Genomic DNA, 17,392 nt, shown 5'->3' with positions numbered 1-17,392 from the left:
GGAGGACTAACGCTTATGGCAATGACAGGTGTGGTGAAGGACGAGCTGAGCCGACTGCCGGTGCTCAAGCCCTGCTGCCGCAAGGCGGAGGTGTCGACGCTGCTGCGCTTCGCCAGCGGCCTGCACCTGGTGGGTGGGCGCATCGTGATCGAGGCTGAGCTCGACACCAACGCCACCGCCCGCCGGCTGATCAAGGACATTGGCGAGGTCTTCGGTCACAAGGCCGAGGTGCTGGTGCTGGCTCCCGCGGGGCTGCGCAAGGGCTCGCGCTACGTCGTGCGCGTCTACCGCGACGGCGAGGCGCTCGCCCGCCAGACCGGGCTGATCGACAACCACGGCCGCCCGGTCAGGGGGTTGCCGCGTCAGGTGGTGGCGGGGGCCTCCTGCGACGCGGAGGCGGCCTGGCGTGGGGCGTTCCTGGCCCACGGCTCGCTGACCGAGCCCGGCCGTTCGATGTCGCTTGAGGTGACCTGCCCTGGTCCCGAGGCGGCGCTGGCGCTGGTCGGATCGGCGCGGCGGCTCAAGATCCACGCCAAGGCGCGCGAGGTGCGCGGCGTCGACAGGGTGGTGGTGCGCGACGGCGACGCCATCAGCGCGCTGCTGACCAGGCTGGGCGCCCACGACAGCGTGCTGGCGTGGGAGGAGCGGCGGATGCGCAGGGAGGTGCGGGCCACTGCCAACAGGCTCGCCAACTTCGACGACGCCAACCTGCGCCGCTCGGCCAGGGCGGCGGTCGCCGCCGGGGCCAGGGTGCAGCGGGCGCTGGAGATCCTGGGCGACGACGCACCCGACCACCTGGTCATCGCGGGGCGGCTGCGGGTGGAGCACAAGCAGGCGTCGCTGGAGGAGCTGGGTCAGATCGCCGACCCCCCGCTGACCAAGGACGCGATCGCGGGCCGCATCAGGCGGCTGCTGGCGATGGCCGACAAGCGCGCCTCCGACCTGGGCATCCCCAACACCGAGGCGAACCTGACGGTGGACATGCTGGCTCAGTGAGCGGGCGCGGGCGCCACGCGCGTGCGACGGCGCCCGCGAGTCGCGCTCAGGCCTGCGGGTTCTTCGGCGTGAACAGGCTGCCCTCCGGCTGGTGCTGCGGAGCGGGGACCGGCTCCATCGGCTCGGGCTGCGCCTGCCTGGCGGCCTTGACGCGCTTGCTGACGAACGAGTAGCCGGCGAAGGCGCTGATCGCCCAGAACAGCAGCGTCTTGGGGTCCTCGCCGAGCAGGTCCGGCATCATGGCGGTGACCGTGCTGAACGCGTCGAGGTAGCTCACCTCGGAGCCCTCGGCCTGCGCGTACTTGACCGCGAGAACGGTGCCGCCGACGGCGGTGCCGAGCGCCGTGCCCACCAGTGCGAACAGCGCGGCGAGCGGCGGCAGGACGGGGCTGGACGGCTTGACGGCCATCATGCCCAGGCCGACCAGCACACCGATCAGGATGGCGGCGAGACCGAGCTCGTACTCGGTGATGCCGATCACGGCTCCGTAGACGGCCGCCCCGACGAGCATGGCCGCCAGGCCCATGAGAATGCCCGGCACCAGTCCTGATTTCTGCTGGGTCATATATGAGGTCCTCGGAAAATAGGCGTGTTGACAGTGACGAGTCGGGCACTTTACTCGACTAGGACAAACAGTGTGTGTTGATCCAGGAAAAACAGGGTGGGACCTCGCGTGGTCTAAACCAATTTGGGTCCGATAGGGTTCGTGGTTGAGGTTTCAGCCCGCCATTCACGTACGAGGAGACGGTTCCGTGAGCATCCGCGTAGGCGTCAACGGCTTCGGTCGCATCGGCCGCAACTTCTGGCGCGCGGTCGCCGCCAGCGGCAAGGACATCGAGATCGTCGCGGTCAACGATCTGACCGACAACGCGACGCTCGCCCATCTGCTGAAGTACGACAGCATCCTGGGACGCCTGCCGTACGAGGTGAAGGCCACGGCAGACGAGATCGTGGTCGACGGCAAGACCATCAAGGCCTTCGCCGAGCGTGACCCCGCCAAGCTGCCCTGGGGCGACCTGGGCGTCGACGTGGTGGTCGAGTCGACCGGGTTCTTCACCGACGCCACCAAGGCCAAGGTGCACGCCGACAACGGCGCCAAGAAGGTCATCATCTCCGCTCCCGCGAAGAACGAGGACGTCACCATCGTCATGGGTGTCAACGACGACACCTACGACCCCGCCAACCACACGGTCATCTCCAACGCTTCCTGCACGACCAACTGCCTGGCTCCGCTGGCGAAGGTGCTCAACGACTCCTTCGGCATCGAGAAGGGTCTGATGACCACGATCCACGCCTACACGCAGGACCAGAACCTGCAGGACGGCCCGCACGGCGACCTGCGCAGGGCACGTGCCGCCGCGCTCAACGTGGTGCCGACCTCCACCGGCGCCGCCAAGGCGATCGGCCTGGTGCTGCCGGAGCTGAAGGGCAAGCTCGACGGCTTCGCGATGCGCGTGCCGATCCCCACCGGCTCGGCCACCGACCTCACCGTCGAGGTCAAGCGCGACGTCACCGTCGACGAGGTCAAGGCCGCCTACAAGGCCGCCGCCGAGGGCCCGCTCAAGGGCTACCTCACCTACACCGAGGACGAGATCGTCTCCAGCGACATCGTCACCGACCCGGCCTCCTGCATCTTCGACGCGGGGCTGACCAAGGTCATCGGCAACCAGGTCAAGGTCATCGGCTGGTACGACAACGAGTGGGGCTACTCCAACCGTCTCGTCGACCTCATCAAGCTGGTGGGTCGCGACCTGTGACGGATCCGCAGCGAGGCGGGGCATCCATTCCGGCGGACCGTTCCGAGCACGGCTCGGCGAAGGAGAACAGTGCGTGGTCTTGACGATCTCGAGGTGACGGGCCGGCGCGTGCTGGTGCGCGCCGACCTCAACGTGCCCATCGAAGACGGGGTGATCACCGACGACGGCCGCATCCGCGCGTCGGTGCCCACCATCCAGACCCTGGTCGCCAGGGGCGCGAAGGTCATCGTCTGCGCCCACCTGGGCAGGCCCAAGGGCGAGCCCAACCCCAAGTACACGCTCAGGCCGGTCGCCGAGCGTCTGGGCGAGCTGCTCGGTCAGGACGTCGCCTTCGCCGCCGACGTGGTGGGCGAGTCCGCGCTGGGCGCGACCAACGCCCTGCACGACGGCCAGGTCGTGCTGCTGGAGAACCTGCGCTACGAGCCCGGCGAGGAGTCCAAGGACGACGCCACCCGCAGGGCCTTCGCCGAGAAGCTGGCGGGCCTGGCCGACCTCTACGTCGGCGACGGCTTCGGCGCGGTCCACCGCAAGCACGCCAGCGTCTACGACGTGCCGCAGATCCTGCCGCACGCGGCGGGCGGGCTGGTCGTGGCCGAGGTCGGCGTGCTGAAGAAGCTCACCGACGAGCTCGAGCGGCCCTACGTGGTCGTGCTGGGCGGCGCGAAGGTCTCCGACAAGCTCGGTGTCATCGCCAACCTGCTGTCCAGGGTCGACAGGCTGCTCATCGGCGGCGGCATGGCCTACACCTTCCTCAAGGCCCAGGGCCACGAGGTCGGCCAGTCGCTGCTCCAGGAGGACCAGCTCGACCAGGTGCGCGGCTTCCTCGACGAGGCGGCCAAGCGCGGCGTCGACCTCGTCCTGCCCGTCGACGTGCTGGCGGCCACCCACTTCGCCGAGGACGCCGGGCACGAGGTGGTCGAGGCCACCGCGATCCCCGCCGACCGGCAGGGGCTCGACATCGGCCCGAAGACGCGCGAGCTGTTCGCGAGCAAGCTCGCCGACGCCCGCACGATCTTCTGGAACGGCCCGATGGGCGTGTTCGAGTTCGACGCGTTCGCCGGCGGAACTCGCGCGGTGGCCGAGGCGTTGATCGCTTCTGAGGCCTTCACCGTGGTGGGCGGCGGCGACTCGGCGGCAGCCGTACGCAAGCTCGGTCTGCCCGAGGACGGCTTCTCCCATATTTCCACCGGTGGTGGGGCCAGCCTCGAGTACCTCGAAGGCAAGACCCTGCCCGGCCTGGCCGCTCTGGAGGACTGACGTGCGCAAGCCGCTCATCGCCGGCAACTGGAAGATGAACCTCAACCACCTCGAGGCCATCGCGCTGGTCCAGAAGCTGGCTTTCGCGCTGAACGACAAGGACTTCGACAAGGTCGAGGTCGCGGTGCTGCCGCCGTTCACCGACCTGCGCAGCGTGCAGACCCTGGTCGACGGCGACAAGCTGCGCATCGTCTACGGCGGGCAGGACCTGTCCAAGCAGGACGCGGGCGCCTACACCGGCGAGATCTCGGGTGCGATGCTGGCCAAGCTGGGTTGCACTTTCGTGACGATCGGCCACTCGGAGCGGCGGCAGTACCACCACGAGGACGACGAGGTCGTCAACGCCAAGGTGCGGGCGGCCTACCGCCACTCACTCACGCCCATCCTGTGCGTGGGCGAGGACCTGCCGGTACGGCAGGCAGGCGGCCAGGTGGCCCACTGCGTGTCACAACTCGATGGCGGACTGCGCGAAATCTCCGAGGAGCAGGCAAAATCAATAGTGGTGGCCTACGAACCGGTCTGGGCGATCGGCACCGGTGAGGTGGCCACCCCGCAGGACGCACAGGAGGTGTGCAGCGCGTTGCGAGCACGACTCGCCGAGCTCTACACGTCCGAAGTGGCCGCGGGCATCCGTATCCTTTACGGAGGCTCGGTCAAGTCTGACAACATCGCCGGGATCATGGCTCAGCCCGACATCGACGGTGCTCTCGTAGGGGGCGCCAGCATCGATGCGGGGGAGTATGTGAAGATCTGCCGTTTCGGCGAAATGTCAGCCTAACTGCAGCGTTCGGAGGGTGCGACTTGACAGCAGGTCGTACCCTCGAGAAGCAAGTTTGAATCGTCACGCGAACAGAGCATTGAAAGAACAGGTCTACGGTGACTATCGGAATCTCCATCGCCCTCATCCTGGCGAGCTTGCTGATGATCCTGCTCGTCCTGCTCCACAAGGGTAAGGGCGGAGGCCTGTCCGACATGTTCGGCGGTGGCTTCTCGTCGAACTTCGGCGGTTCCTCGGTGGTCGAGCGCAACCTCGACCGCCTGACCATCATCACCGGCATCGTATGGTTTGTCTGCATCATCGCCCTTGGCCTGCTGCTCAAGCCCTGACAGCACGTCAACGCGTGACAGTGATTCTCCCCCCGCCGCACGCGGGGCGATCGAGCGAGGAGTTCATCCGTGGGTAGTGGCAACGCGATCCGTGGCAGCCGAGTCGGCGCCGGCCCGATGGGGGAGGCCGAGCGCGGCGAGGCAGCTCCGAGAGTGCGGGTCTCGTTCTGGTGCGCCAACATGCATGAGACGCGCCCCAGCTTCGCCAGCGACGCGGCGGTTCCCGAGACGTGGGACTGCCCCCGCTGCGGCCTTCCTGCCGGCCAGGATGAGGCTGCGCCTCCGGCTCCCCCGAGGAACGAGCCGTACAAGACGCACCTGGCGTACGTGAAGGAGCGCAGGAGCGACAAGGACGGCAAGGCCATCCTCGAGGAGGCTCTCGAGCGCCTGCGCGCCAACAAGTCCCCCTGGTAGGGCTTTCACCGCGAAGACCCCGGCCGATGGATGGCCGGGGTCTTCGCGTTTTCCTGGAGGCCGCGGTCGCGGTGAGTTAGGGGCCTTCTCGGAAGTTGATATTGGCATGTCCGCAATTGCACGGCATGATGATCGCGATCAACGGTCGTCTACACGAGGGAACTCCGTGCTGAAGAGAACGCTGTCCATCGCCGCCGCCACTGTCTCGGCCGCGGCCGTGCTCGCCGTCCCCGCCGCCGCCCACGCGGACGCCAACTGCGGCAGCGGGTACAACGTCGTCGCCCAGGCCGCGGTCAAGACCTCCAGCGGCAGCAACTGGGGCACCGTCTACCTGACGTACAACGGCAGCACCGGCAAGAACTGCGTCACTGTGATCAAGAGCGCATACGTCGGCACCTACACCGATGCCTACGTCGGGTTCACCGTGCAGGGCCGCAGCGGCTACGGCATCTACGAGAGGATCAAGTACTACGCGGGCCCCGTCTACGGCGACGCGCGCGGAGCCTGCGTGAAGTACAGCGCCTGGATCGAGAACTCCTCGGGCACCAGGGCCAGCGGCGGTCGCTCCAGCTGGGGCAACTGCGGCTAACGCTGATAGACCGCCTCGCCGTCCACGAAGGTCAGCCGCACCTTCGCGGTCCAGATCTCGGCCTCGGGAAGCCCGAAAGGGTCCCTGTCGAGGACGACCAGGTCGGCGGGGCGGCCCTGCTCGATCACACCGGCGGGGGAGCGGTTGATCCAGGCCGAGCCCGCGGTGTAGGCGGTCATCGCGGTGGTCAGACTGAGCCGCTGCCCCGGCAGGAACGGGATCCCCGCGGTCGGGTAGCCCGCGTGGACCGAGCCGCCGGGCTCGGTCCTGTTGACCGCCACGTGCATCCCCTGGATCGGGTCGGCGTTGGAGACAGGCCAGTCGCTGCCCGCGCAGAACCTCGCCCCGCTCCTTTCGAGGTCGGCGAAGGGGTACTGCCAGGCCGAGCGCTCCTCGCCCAGGTAGGGCAGCGTGAGCTCGTCCATCTGGGCGTGGTGGGTGGCCCACAGCGGCTGCAGGTTGGCCGTCACGCCGAGGGCGGCGAAGCGGGGCACGTCGGAAGGCTCGATGATCTGCAGGTGCGCGATATGGTGGCGGTTGTCGGGTGAGGTGCCCTCGAAGCTGTCCAGCGCCTCACGCACGGCCCGCTCGCCGATGGCGTGGAAGTGCACCTGGAAGCCGTTCGCGTCGAGCTCGGCCACGTACTCGCGCAGCTTGCCCGGGTCGATGTAGGACAGCCCTGTGCCGCCGCACAGGCAGTACGGCTCCAGCACCGCGGCGGTGAAGTTCTCGGTGATCCCGTCCTGCATGATCTTGACGGAGCCGGCGCTGAACCGGTCGAGCCCCTCGGCCATCGCCCTGCGCTCGATGAGTGAGGCGATCTGGTCGGCGCCCCGCGTGCGGTCCCACCACAGCGCGCCGACCACGCGGGCCTTCAGCCGCCCTGCGCCGGCCGCGGAGATGTAGGTGGGCAGCTGGTCGTCGGAGCCCGCGTAGGAGCCGACGATGGCGTCCTGCCAGCCGGTGATGCCCAGCGAGAACAGGTGCCGCTGCGCCGTGACGAGCGCCGTGTCCATGTCGTCCGTGGTCGGGCGGGGGGTGAGCAGGCCGACCAGATCCATGGCGCCCTCGTGGAGCACGCCGCTCGGGCTGCCGTCGGCGTCGCGCTCGATCCTGCCGTCGGCGGGGTCGGGGGTGTCGCGGGTGATCCCCGCCCGCTCCAGCGCCCTGGTGTTGACCCAGGCGGCGTGGTGGTCGCGCTGGATCAGGTAGGCGGGCCTGTCGAGGAAGTCCAGCTGGCTGCGGTGGGGAAGGCCGCCGGGGAAGGCCGACATGTCCCAGCCGCCGCCGTCGATCCACTCCTTGTCGCAGCCGTCGGCGTAGGTCCTGATCGCCGTCAGGTACTCGTCGAGCCCGTAGATCTCGGACAGGTCGCACTTGGCGTGCTCGAGGCCGGCCTGGACGGGGTGGATGTGCGCGTCGGTCACGCCGGGCATGAGCAGGCCGTCCTCGAGGTCGACCGTCTCGTGGGCGGGCGCCTGCCGTACGAGGTCGGACTCGGAGCCGACGGCGACGATCACGCCGTCGCGGACCAGGACGGCTTCGGCGAAGGACCCGGTGGCGGTGAAGACGCGGCCGCCGCGGAAGAGGGTGTGCAACAGGATCTCCTTCAGTGACCGGTGATGAGGTCGGCGAGGCGCGCGAGCGCCGAGGTGCGGGACATCGAGCGTTCACGGGCGTCGGCGACGCGGTAGAGGCGGTACATGGAGTGGACGCCCAGCCAGCGCAGCGGCTCGGGCTCCCAGGGGCGCACCTCGCGACCCACCCACGGCAGCTCGGTGAGGGGGGTGCGCTCGCCCAGGATCAGGTCGCGGAGGGTGCGACCGGCCAGGTTGGTCGTGGTGACGCCGTGCCCGGTGTAGCCGCCGGCCCAGCCGAGCCCCGTCGCCCGGTCCACGTGCGCGGTGGAGCACCAGTCGCGCGGGACGCCGAGGACGCCCGACCAGGCGTGGGCGATCCTGGAGGAGGCCGCGGCGGGGAAGAAGTCGACCAGCAGCGCCCACAGCGCCTCGACGGTCCAGTCGTGGGTGTGGCCGCGGGCGTCGACGCGCGAGCCGTACAGGTAGGGCCTGCCCCTGCCGCCGAAGGCGATCCGGCCGTCGGCGGTGCGCTGGGCGTACATGTAGTAGTGGGCCAGGTCGCCGAGCAGTTCGGCGCCCTGCCAGCCGACCTGCTCCCAGAAGCTGTCCGGCAGCGGCTCGGTGACGATCATGGAGCTGTTCATCGGCAGCCACTGCCGGCGCAGGCCCTTGATCGTCGAGGTGAAGCCCTCGGTGGCCCTGATCACGTAGTCGGCGCTGACCGTGCCGTACGGCGTGACCGCCCGGTGCGGCGCGATCTCGTCGACCGGCGTGTGTTCGAAGATCTCCACCCCCAGCTCGCGTACGGCCCGCGTGAGGCCGCGCACCAGCTTCGCCGGGTGAATCCTGGCACAGTGCGGGCTCCAGGAGGCCTGGACGGCGCCGGCGACCCGCAGCCGCGCGTCACGCTCCTGCGGGCTCAGCAGCCTGACCTCGACGTCCCACCTGGCCGCCTCGGCCACCGAGGCCCGCAGCCTGGCCGCCTGCGCGCTGCCCCTGGCGACGTTGAGCACACCGCCCTTGACGATGTCGGCGTCGATGCCCTCCTTCTCGCAGACGGCGATCACCTCGTCGATGGAGGCGTACATCTCGCGCTGCAGGGCCCTGGTCGCCGCCACGCCGTGCGTCTTGGCGTAGCGCGCGTGCGAGCCGGCCAGGTCGCCGGTCAGCCAGCCGCCGTTACGGCCTGAGGCGCCGAAGCCGGCGAACTCCTTCTCCAGCACCACGACGTCGAGTGAGGGCCTGGCCTGCTTGAGGTAGTAGGCCGTCCAGAGTCCGGTGTAGCCCGCGCCCACGATCACCACGTCCGCCCGGCGATCACCGCCCAGGACGGGCCCCGCCGGTGCGGGGCCGAGGGAGCGATGCCAGAAGGAGACGTCTCCGTTGACGAAGTCGTCGGTGAACGTAGGAACACGCGAGCTCATGACCCCACATACTGCTATATCCGCATATCTTGGCGCATCTCGCCACGGAATTCGTGATGAAACACTTTCGCCCGCTAGCTGTAACAAACGTCGCGCATCCTCATGTGTATGGGATTTCTGCGCATCCGAACCACGGTCGACGAACGCCCCGGAAGACTGGCCTCGCTGGCCGCGGCCCTCGCCGAAAGGGGCGGCAACATCCTCGGGCTGAGCGTCCAGCCCGACACCGACGGCACCGTCGACGAGTTCGTCGCGGACATTCCCGCCAGCCCCGAGGTGGTCAAGGCGGCGCTGGAGTCGGCGGGCGGCCGTCGCGTGCAGGTCGTGCCCGCCACGGCGCACGAGCTGACCGACGAGCCCACCAGGGCGCTCCTGCTGGCCTCGCGCCTGCGCGGCGCGCCATGGCGCCTTCCCGAACTGCTGGCCGAACTGCTGCGCGCGGACGACGCCCGCTGGGTCTATGGTGAGGCGGTGCGTGATCTCCCCGACCCCACCCTGCTGGTCGTCCCCGTGGCGGCCAAGCGCGCGATCAAGGTGCGCAGGTCCGACCTGCCGTTCACGCTGACCGAGGCCGCCCGCGCCGCCTCCTTCGTACGGCTGGCCCAGCCGCCGGCCGAGCCGTCCTCGAGCGCTCGCGTGCTGCGCCTGGCCGACGGCGTCGAGGCCGAGGTCAGGCCGCTGACGAACATCTACCGCGAGGCCATCCGCGACCTGCACGAGCGCTGCTCGCCCGAGTCGCGGCGCTTCCGCTACTTCACCTCGATGCCCTCGCTGCCGCCGAGGGTCTTCGACAGGCTCGTCGATCGCAGCAGGGGGCTGTCGCTCGTGGCCTGCCACGACGGCCAGGTCGTCGCGATGGCCAACCTCATGTTCACCCCGGATCCCGGCATCGCGGAGATGGCCGTGCTGGTCGAGGACCGCTGGCAGGGGCGCGGTCTGGGCGCGGCGCTGGCCAGGACGCTGGTGCAGGAGGCCCGCGACCTCGGCTACGCCGAGGTCCGCGCCACCCTGCTGTCGGACAACGCCCGCATGCGCAGGCTGATGATCTCGCTGGGTGCGACGCTGGCCTACACCGAGGACCCCGGCGTCGTGGAGGCCAGGCTCGCGGTCGGCGCGCTCGTCTAGGAGGCCTCCTCGCCGTCCTTCGGCGCTCCCATCGCGTCCAGGCGGCGCTCGATCCTGTCGAGGCTGTCCTGGATGCGCTGGAGCCGCTGGTCGAGCAGCACGCGCTCCTTCGGGCCCGTGGAGCCCAGGTGGTGGGCCACGCGCTGCCTGAGCGAGGAGAGGTCGAGGCCCCTGGCGAGGAGCACCTGCGCGGCGACGCCCTTGCCTTCGTGGAGGAGGCCGAGCAGGATGTGCTCGGTGCCGATGTGGTGGTGGCCGAGTTGCAGCGCCTCGCGCAGCGACAGCTCCAGCACCTTCTTGGCGCGCGGAGTGAACGGGATGTGCGTGTGCTCGTCCGGCGGCGCGGAGCCCCGGCCGATGATCACCATGATCGCCTCGCGGATCTCGCCGGCGTCGGCGCCGCCGTCGCGCAGGATCGCGGCCGCCACGCCTTCGCTCTCCCTGATCAGGCCCAGCAGCAGGTGCTCGGTGCCGATGTAGTCGTGGCTGAGCGTCCTGGCCTCTTCCTGGGCCAGGACGACCACCCTGCGGGCGCGGTCGGTGAAGCGCTCGAACACGGGGGCCTCCGCTCGAGTGGGCTCTCTCCACTATGCGCTACAAACCAGTCATGTGGGGTATCTCTCACGTGTGGATCTTGACGAGATCGCCGACCGGCTCTACGGGCTCGACGTGTCCGACTTCATCGCCGCGCGCGAGGCGGAGGCCCGCGCGGCCAAGCAGGCGGGGCGGGGCGACCTGGCCAGGCAGGTGGCCGCGCTGCGCAAGCCCACGGTCGCGGCCTGGGCGGTCAACCAGCTGTCACGCCGCCATCCCGACGAACTCGCCGAACTGCTCGACCTGGGCGAGGAGCTGCGCGCGGCGTGGGCGGCCCAGGACGCCGACGCGCTGGGCGAGCTGACCGCCCGCCGCGCCAGGCTCTCCCAGCGGCTGGTACGGCTGGCGCCCTCCTCTGGCGCCGAGGTGGAGCAGACGCTCGACGCGGCCACCGTGGACGCCGACGCCGCCGACCAGGTACGGCAGGGCCGCCTGGCCAGGCCGCTCAGCTACAGCGGTTTCGCCCCCGCCCCCGTCCCCCGCTCCCGCCCCGCGCGCAAGCCGTCGGAGGAGGAGGCGCGGGCCAGGGCGGACCGTGAGGCCAAGGAGCAGGCCGAGGCCACCGCCGCCTACGAGGAGTGGCGCGAGGCGCTGGCGGAGGCCGTACAGGAGAGGGACGAGAGGGCGGTGAAGGTGGCGACCCTGGAGAAGAAGCTCGCCAAAGCCCGCAAGAAGCTCGCGGAGGCCGATCAGCGGGCCGAGGTGGCGCGCAGGGAGGAGGCGCACGCGCGGGCCCGGTTGAAGCGCTAAGGTAGTGTACGAAACGGTTTCGTACACTTGGAGAAGCCCATGAGCGCCTGGACCCCCTCGGATCTGCCCGACCTCACCGGCACCACCGCGATCGTCACGGGAGCCAACAGCGGCATCGGCCTGGCGACCGCCCTCGAACTGGCCAGGCACGGCGCGCGTGTCACCGTGGCCTCCCGCGATCCCTCACGCGGCCGGTCGGCCGTCGGCGACATCCAGCGGGCCGTGCGGGGAGCCGACGTCCACTACGCCGAGCTCGACCTGGCCGACCTGTCGTCGGTGCGCGCCTTCGCCGCCACAGTGGACCGCGTCGAGCTGCTGATCAACAACGCGGGGATCGGCATGATCCCGCGCGGCCAGACCAGGGACGGCTTCGAGCTGCAGTTCGGCACCAACCATCTCGGGCACTTCGCGCTCACGGGACTGCTGCTCCCGCGCCTGCTGGCCTCGTCCTCGCCGCGCGTGATCACGGTTTCCAGCGACGCGCACAAGGTCGGCAAGCTCGACTTCGACGACCTCGGCCTCGAGCGCGGCTACGGCAGGACGAGCTCCTACGGCCGCTCCAAGCTGGCCAACCTGCTCTTCACCCTCGAACTGCAGCGCAGGGCCGCGCGGGCCGGCTCCTCGCTCGTCTCGGTGGCGACCCATCCAGGGGCCACCGCCACGAACTTCTTCACCCTCGGCCCGCTGCAGCCGCTGCTGCGGCTCTTCCTCAACAGTCCCGAGGACGGCGCGCTGCCCTCGCTCTACGCGGCCGCCTCGCCCGACATCCGAGGAGGGGAGTACCTCGGGCCCAAGGTCAAGCGGCTCACGCCGAGCCGGACGGCGACGGACGAGGCGCTCGCGCGGCGGCTGTGGGAGGTGTCCACGGAGCTGACCGGCGTACGATTCCAGGAGTTCGCCTACAACTAAGGAAGCGTGCGTGGCACCACTCGATCCCGGCAGGGAGAAGGCCATCCTCGACGCCACCTTCGACCTGCTGTCGGAGATGGGCTACGACCGGATGTCGGTCGACCAGATCGCCAAGCGCGCCAAGGCCAGCAAGGCGACCATCTACCGGCGATGGGCGGGCAAGCCCGAGCTGGTCGTCGACGTCATCTGCCGCCGCTTCGACATGGACGTCCCGCCCGTGCCCGACACGGGCTCGCTGCGCGGCGACCTGGTCGAGGTCGTCAGAGGGTTGTCGGAGGCGGCCGAGCGCAAGCACGGGCTCATCATGGGGCTGTCGTCCACGCTCGTCTCCCACCAGGAGCTGGCCAGGACGCTGCGCGCGCACATGCCCGCGCGCGACCTCGGCGGCACCAGGGCGCTGGTCGAGCGGGCCGTGGCCAGGGGAGAGCTGGCCGCCCTCGTCGACACCGTACGGCTGTCCGAGCTCGTGGAGGCGCTCGTGTGGCACCGCCTGATCTTCGTCGGGCCGCCGCTGGACGACGCCTTCGCGGCCGAATCGGTCGACCGCGTGCTCCTTCCACTGGCTCACGCCTGGACGACGGGCTGAACCTGACGACTTGATGTCAGATTCGGCCTCCAAGTCTTTCCGGCTGGGGCGGAGCGTGCCTAGGGTCGTCCTCATGACGATCGACGCCTTCATCGACCGGCTGCCCAAGGTCGAGCTCCATGTCCACCTGGTTGGCTCCGCCTCCGTGCCCACGGTGCTCGAACTGTCCCAGCGCCATCCGGGCAGCGGCGTGCCGTCCACGGAGGAGGAGCTGAGGCGGTTCTACACCTTCCGCGACTTCCCGCACTTCGCCGAGGTCTACCGGGCCGTCAACTCCCTGGTGCGCGACCCCGAGGACGTCGCCTCCCTCGTGACGGGGCTGGCCCGCGACCTGTCGCCCCAGAACTGCCGCTACGTGGAGTTGCAGGTCACGCCGTACGCGCACTGGATGCAGGGGCTGCCCATGCGCGCGGTCACCGAGGCGCTCGACCTGGCCGCGCGCCGGTCGCTGGACGAGTACGGCGTCGAGATGGCCTACATCTTCGACATCCCCGGCGAGTTCGGCGCCGAGGCGGCCGCGATCACTCTCGACCACGCGCTGAAGGAACCTCCCGCCGCGTTGGTAGGTTTCGGCATCGGCGGGATCGAGCAGGCGCGGCCTGCCTACCGCGACGCCTTCCGCGAGGCCTTCTCCGCCGCCCGCGCGGCGGGACTGCACAGCGTCCCGCACGGCGGGGAGATGTCGGGGCCCGAGACGGTGTGGGAGGTCATCGAGGGCTACGGCGCCGAGCGCATCGGACACGGCATCAACTGCCTCGACGACCCCCGGCTGGTCTCCTACCTGCGCGAGACCCAGCTGCCGCTGGACGTCTGCCCGACCTCCAACGTGTGCACGGGGCAGGTGGGGCGGATCGAGGAGCATCCGCTGCCCAGGCTGCTGGAGGAGGGCCTGTTCGTCACCCTCAACAGCGACGACCCGCCCATGTTCGCGACCACGCTGGAGCGCGAGTACCGCGTCGCGGCCACCGTGTTCGGCCTGGGCGAGAGCGAGCTGGCCGCACTGGCGGGCAACGCCGTACGGGCCTCGTACATGAGCGAGGAGCGCAAGAGCGAGCTCCTCGCCGAGATCGACGCACTGCGCTGACAGGCGCGGGCGCCCCGCGGACGGGCGGCGTCCGCGGGGCGCAGGCGGTGCCTACAGGCCGGGGGTGTGGAGCAGGCGGTTGGGAGAGCCGCTGCCGGGGCTCTTGACGACGCCGGTCGTGGCGTTGTTCACGATCGCGTCGCGCACCTGCTGCGGGGTGGCGCCGGGATGACCCTGCAGGTAGACGGCGGCGGCGCCGGCGACGTGCGGGGTGGACATCGACGTGCCGCTGATGGTGCTGGTCGAGGTGTCGGAGTCCTTCCACGCCGAGGTGATGTTGTAGCCGGGCGCGAACAGGTCGACACAGGGGCCGCGGTTGCCCCACGACGGCTTGGTGTCGCTGTTGTTGGTGATCGAGACGGTGATCGCCTCGGGAACCCTGGCGGGGGACTGCGTGCAGGCGTCCAGCGCGAACAGCCCGAAGAAGCCGTTGCCCGCCGCGATGGCGTAGGAGATGCCCGAGGCGATCGAGTTCTTCACCGCGGTGTCCAGCACGGTGTCGGCGCTGCCGCCGAGGCTCATGTTGGCGACGGCCGGCTTGGCGGCGTTCGCCGTGACCCAGTCGATGCCCGCCACGACCTGGTCGGTGGTGCCCGACCCTTCGCAGTTGAGCACCCTGACGCCGACCAGCGTCACGCCCTTGGCCACACCGTGGGCCGAGCCTCCCGTGGTCCCCGCCACGTGCGTGCCGTGGCCGTGGCAGTCGTTGCCGTTCTGGCCGTCGCCGATCGCGTCGAACCCGATGGAGGCGCGCCCGCCGAAGTCGCTGTGGGTGGGCCTGATGCCGGTGTCGATGATGTACGCGCGCACCCCCGCGCCGGTCGGCCCGTAGGTGTAGGAGCTGTTCAGCGGCAGGTTGCGCTGGTCGATGCGGTCAAGCCCCCACGAGGGCGGGTTCGGCTGGGTGTCGGAGGCGCGGTGCACCACCACCTGCTGCACGTACTCGACCGAGGCGTCGGCGGCCAGCCGCCTGGCCTGCCGCTCGCTGGCGTGGACGGCGAAGCCGCGCAGCGCGTGCGTGTACTCCCTGAACTTCGTGCCGCCGTGCTTGGCGGTCAGGTCGGTGGCGGCCCTCGACACCTCGGGCCTGTCCTTCAGGACCACGATGTAGGTGCCTGGCACCAGAGCCTGGGCATCGGCGCTGGGGATGACCAGCTTGCCCGAGGGCTCGGGATCGGCGAGGGCGGGAGCGGAGCTCGCGAGTACGGCGGCGGCCGCGGCGATGACCGCGGCCCAGCGACGTAAGGCCACGTTGCTCAAGACCATGGGGGGTGTCCCTTCGTGGGTCGTTGCCCATGAAAGTAAAGAACACCACCCGGGCTGACAAGGCCTAAAGTTTTGTGTCAAATGCCCTTATGTCCGGATGTATTTCACGGTTCGTTCAGGGCGAGGCGATTCTGCCGAGGCCCGCCGGGATCTTGCCCGCCGCGGCCCTGTCGAGCAGGAACAGCGTGCGCCGCGAGCCCCTCGCGCCGGCCGCGGGCACCTGCACCTGGCCGGAGTCCTGGGACAGCGCCAGCCGTACGGCCCCGGCCTTCTCCTCGCCGGCGGCCACCACCCACACCTCGCGAGCGGCGTGGATCGTGGGGAAGGTCAGCGAGATGCGCACGGGCGGCGGCTTGGGCGAGCCGTGCACGGCCACCACCGAACGGGTGTCGTAGACGGCGGGGTTGCCGGGGAACAGCGAGGCCACGTGAGAGTCGGGGCCCATGCCGAGCAGCATCACGTCGAAGGAGGGGACGGGGCCGTGGTCCTCGGGACGGGCGGCCTTGCGCAGTTCCTCGGCGTAGGCGTCGGCCGACTCCTCGGCGCTCATGCCGGAGTCGGGGCCGCGCATGACGTGCACCCTGGCCGGATCGAGGTCGACGCGGTCGAGCAGGGCCTCGCGAGCGCCCGTCTCGTTGCGCTCGGGGTCGCCGGAGGGCAGGAAGCGCTCGTCGCCCCACCAGATGTCGAGCTTGGGCCAGTCGACGGCGTCGCGGGCGGGGGTCGCGGCGATGGCGGCCAGGGTGGCGATGCCGACCGTGCCGCCGGTCAGCACCAGCGATGCCGAGCCTCTGGCGGACTGCACGTCGACCAGGCGGGTGATGATGCGGGCGGCGACGGCCTTGGCCAGCACGTCGGCGTCGCGGTGCACGACTACGTTGGGAACGCTCACGGATGCCACCCTATCGAGCCCTGACTGCGTGATCGGTTGCGGGACTTCGCTTCTCTGTTTCGGGAGGGCCGCGGCGCCGGAGGAGAGGCGCGCAGGTCCCGGGCCCGCCCAGGACCCGGGACCTGCGAAAGGCTCGTCAGCCCTTGTACGTGCGCGACAGCCGCTTCAGCGCGGCCTCGTAGATCTCGTCGGAGTCGAGCCTGCGCAGCTCCTCGGCCAGCAGCTCCGAGGTGTGCCGCCTGGCCAGCGCGACGTGCCGGTCGGGCTGCCCCGGACGGGCGAGCGTGGCCAGCCGCGCGTCCGTGCGGGTCACCGCGATCTCGCCGCCGTCGACCGTCAGCCTGACCGCCGTCAGGCCCGGGCCCGCCGAGTCGGCCACCTTGACCGGCGCGCCGAGCCGCTCGCTCAGCCACGCCGCCAGCAGCGGCGCGCTCGCGTTCCCTGCCGCGGCGTCCACGAAGCCCTTCTTGACCTTGTCCACCGGCTGGTCGAAGGCGGCGGCCAGCAGGCTGCGCCACGGCGTCAGCCTGGCCCACGCCAGGTCGGTGTCGCCTGGCGCGTAGCCCTTGGCCCTGCCGGCCAGCACCTTGATGCCGTCGGGCACCGTCTTGGCGTCGGTGATCCTGCGCTGGGCGAGCATCCCGATCGGATCCTTCGACGGCACGGCAGGCGCGTCGCCCGGCCACCACGCCACCACGGGCGTGTCCGGCAGCAGCAGCGGGCTGACGACCGAGTCGGCGTGGGAGGTCAGCTCGCCGTACAGGCGCAGCACCACGACCTCGCCGGGCGTGGACTCCCCGACGCGCAGCTCCGCGTCGAGCCTGTTGGCCTCGTCGGACTCCCGGTTGATCACCACGAGGATCCGCGAGGGGTGCTCGCGGGCGGCCTCGGTGGCCGAGCGGACCGAGTCGTACTGGTCGCGCTCGTCGCAGACCACCACCAGCGTCAGCACCATGCCCACGGCGGGGGCGCCCATCTGGTGGCGCAGCCTGGTGAGCTGCCCGGAGATCTTGCCGGCCGTCGTGTCGGTCAGCATGAACGACGTCATGAGTCCTCCTTCGC

Annotated in this window: 19 protein-coding genes; 12 read left to right on the top strand and 7 right to left on the bottom strand. The window is 70.3% G+C overall.

Features of this window, described 5'->3' with window-relative positions:
* Positions 1 to 15: 15 nt before the first annotated feature.
* A complete protein-coding gene (gene whiA / locus FHR33_RS46350) occupies positions 16 to 996 on the top strand; it encodes a DNA-binding protein WhiA (protein ID WP_183662002.1) in 981 nt (326 codons plus the stop codon).
* A 46-nt stretch (positions 997 to 1,042) separates the two neighbouring features.
* Here the strand turns inward: whiA and FHR33_RS46345 are convergent, their stop codons facing one another.
* A complete protein-coding gene (locus FHR33_RS46345; protein WP_183662000.1) occupies positions 1,043 to 1,561 on the bottom strand; it encodes a hypothetical protein in 519 nt (172 codons plus the stop codon).
* Between the two features lie 187 nt (positions 1,562 to 1,748).
* Between FHR33_RS46345 and gap the strand changes: the two genes are divergently transcribed.
* The 6 genes from gap (at position 1,749) to FHR33_RS46315 (ending at position 6,120) form a co-directional block, all read left to right on the top strand.
* Positions 1,749 to 2,753 (top strand): type I glyceraldehyde-3-phosphate dehydrogenase, encoded by a 1,005-nt coding sequence (gap, locus tag FHR33_RS46340; RefSeq protein ID WP_183661998.1) that lies wholly within the window; start codon positions 1,749 to 1,751, stop codon positions 2,751 to 2,753.
* Between the two features lie 69 nt (positions 2,754 to 2,822).
* The gene (locus FHR33_RS46335) at positions 2,823 to 4,010 is read left to right on the top strand and encodes a phosphoglycerate kinase (protein ID WP_183661993.1); all 1,188 of its coding nucleotides are present in this window, start codon (positions 2,823 to 2,825) and stop codon (positions 4,008 to 4,010) included.
* 1 nt (position 4,011) lies between these two features.
* Positions 4,012 to 4,788, top strand: coding sequence for a triose-phosphate isomerase (tpiA, locus tag FHR33_RS46330; protein ID WP_312896083.1), 777 nt, complete (start codon positions 4,012 to 4,014; stop codon positions 4,786 to 4,788).
* 98 nt (positions 4,789 to 4,886) lie between these two features.
* Positions 4,887 to 5,117, top strand: a complete 231-nt coding sequence (gene secG / locus FHR33_RS46325) for a preprotein translocase subunit SecG (protein ID WP_183661991.1) — start codon at positions 4,887 to 4,889, stop codon at positions 5,115 to 5,117.
* 69 nt (positions 5,118 to 5,186) lie between these two features.
* Positions 5,187 to 5,531 carry an RNA polymerase-binding protein RbpA gene (locus tag FHR33_RS46320; RefSeq protein ID WP_183661989.1) on the top strand — a complete coding sequence of 115 codons (345 nt, stop codon included), beginning with the start codon at positions 5,187 to 5,189 and terminating at the stop codon, positions 5,529 to 5,531.
* 166 nt (positions 5,532 to 5,697) lie between these two features.
* Positions 5,698 to 6,120: a spore-associated protein gene (locus FHR33_RS46315; protein ID WP_183661987.1), complete on the top strand. Its 423-nt coding sequence runs from the start codon at positions 5,698 to 5,700 to the stop codon at positions 6,118 to 6,120.
* Here the strand turns inward: FHR33_RS46315 and FHR33_RS46310 are convergent.
* On the bottom strand, positions 6,117 to 7,718 hold the full coding sequence (locus FHR33_RS46310; protein ID WP_183661985.1) for an amidohydrolase: 1,602 nt from the start codon (positions 7,716 to 7,718) through the stop codon (positions 6,117 to 6,119). The two genes, FHR33_RS46315 and FHR33_RS46310, sit on opposite strands and share 4 nt — an antisense overlap.
* A gap of 11 nt (positions 7,719 to 7,729) precedes the next feature.
* Entirely contained in the window at positions 7,730 to 9,124 is a 1,395-nt protein-coding gene (locus FHR33_RS46305; RefSeq protein ID WP_183661983.1) for an NAD(P)/FAD-dependent oxidoreductase, read from the bottom strand.
* A gap of 108 nt (positions 9,125 to 9,232) precedes the next feature.
* On the opposite strand from FHR33_RS46305, the gene FHR33_RS46300 reads away from it, so the two are divergent.
* Entirely contained in the window at positions 9,233 to 10,249 is a 1,017-nt protein-coding gene (locus FHR33_RS46300) for a GNAT family N-acetyltransferase (RefSeq protein ID WP_183661981.1), read from the top strand.
* Here FHR33_RS46300 and FHR33_RS46295 read toward each other — a convergent pair.
* Positions 10,246 to 10,806, bottom strand: coding sequence for a Clp protease N-terminal domain-containing protein (locus FHR33_RS46295; protein ID WP_183661979.1), 561 nt, complete (start codon positions 10,804 to 10,806; stop codon positions 10,246 to 10,248). The two genes, FHR33_RS46300 and FHR33_RS46295, sit on opposite strands and share 4 nt — an antisense overlap.
* Positions 10,807 to 10,876: 70 nt before the next feature.
* Here FHR33_RS46295 and FHR33_RS46290 point away from each other — a divergent pair, with 70 nt between their 5' ends.
* The 4 genes from FHR33_RS46290 to add all read left to right on the top strand — a co-directional run bounded on the left by FHR33_RS46290 (position 10,877) and on the right by add (position 14,172).
* Entirely contained in the window at positions 10,877 to 11,593 is a 717-nt protein-coding gene (locus FHR33_RS46290) for a hypothetical protein (protein WP_183661977.1), read from the top strand.
* 39 nt (positions 11,594 to 11,632) lie between these two features.
* Positions 11,633 to 12,502, top strand: coding sequence for an oxidoreductase (locus tag FHR33_RS46285; RefSeq protein WP_183661975.1), 870 nt, complete (start codon positions 11,633 to 11,635; stop codon positions 12,500 to 12,502).
* Positions 12,503 to 12,512: 10 nt separating this feature from the next.
* On the top strand, positions 12,513 to 13,088 hold the full coding sequence (locus tag FHR33_RS46280) for a TetR/AcrR family transcriptional regulator (protein ID WP_183661973.1): 576 nt from the start codon (positions 12,513 to 12,515) through the stop codon (positions 13,086 to 13,088).
* Positions 13,089 to 13,161: 73 nt separating this feature from the next.
* Positions 13,162 to 14,172 (top strand): adenosine deaminase, encoded by a 1,011-nt coding sequence (add, locus tag FHR33_RS46275; protein WP_183661971.1) that lies wholly within the window; start codon positions 13,162 to 13,164, stop codon positions 14,170 to 14,172.
* A 51-nt stretch (positions 14,173 to 14,223) separates the two neighbouring features.
* Here the strand turns inward: add and FHR33_RS46270 are convergent, their stop codons facing one another.
* The 3 genes from FHR33_RS46270 to FHR33_RS46260 all read right to left on the bottom strand — a co-directional run bounded on the left by FHR33_RS46270 (position 14,224) and on the right by FHR33_RS46260 (position 17,378).
* On the bottom strand, positions 14,224 to 15,438 hold the full coding sequence (locus FHR33_RS46270; RefSeq protein WP_183661969.1) for a S8 family peptidase: 1,215 nt from the start codon (positions 15,436 to 15,438) through the stop codon (positions 14,224 to 14,226).
* 115 nt (positions 15,439 to 15,553) lie between these two features.
* Positions 15,554 to 16,330, bottom strand: a complete 777-nt coding sequence (pgl, locus tag FHR33_RS46265; RefSeq protein WP_183661967.1) for a 6-phosphogluconolactonase — start codon at positions 16,328 to 16,330, stop codon at positions 15,554 to 15,556.
* 136 nt (positions 16,331 to 16,466) lie between these two features.
* Positions 16,467 to 17,378 (bottom strand): glucose-6-phosphate dehydrogenase assembly protein OpcA, encoded by a 912-nt coding sequence (locus FHR33_RS46260; protein ID WP_183661965.1) that lies wholly within the window; start codon positions 17,376 to 17,378, stop codon positions 16,467 to 16,469.
* Between the last annotated feature and the right edge of the window lie 14 nt (positions 17,379 to 17,392).

The sequence above is a fragment of the Nonomuraea dietziae genome (assembly GCF_014195505.1).
Taxonomy (GTDB): Bacteria; Actinomycetota; Actinomycetes; order Streptosporangiales; family Streptosporangiaceae; genus Nonomuraea; species Nonomuraea roseola.
This window is presented reverse-complemented; position numbering and strand designations above follow the sequence as displayed.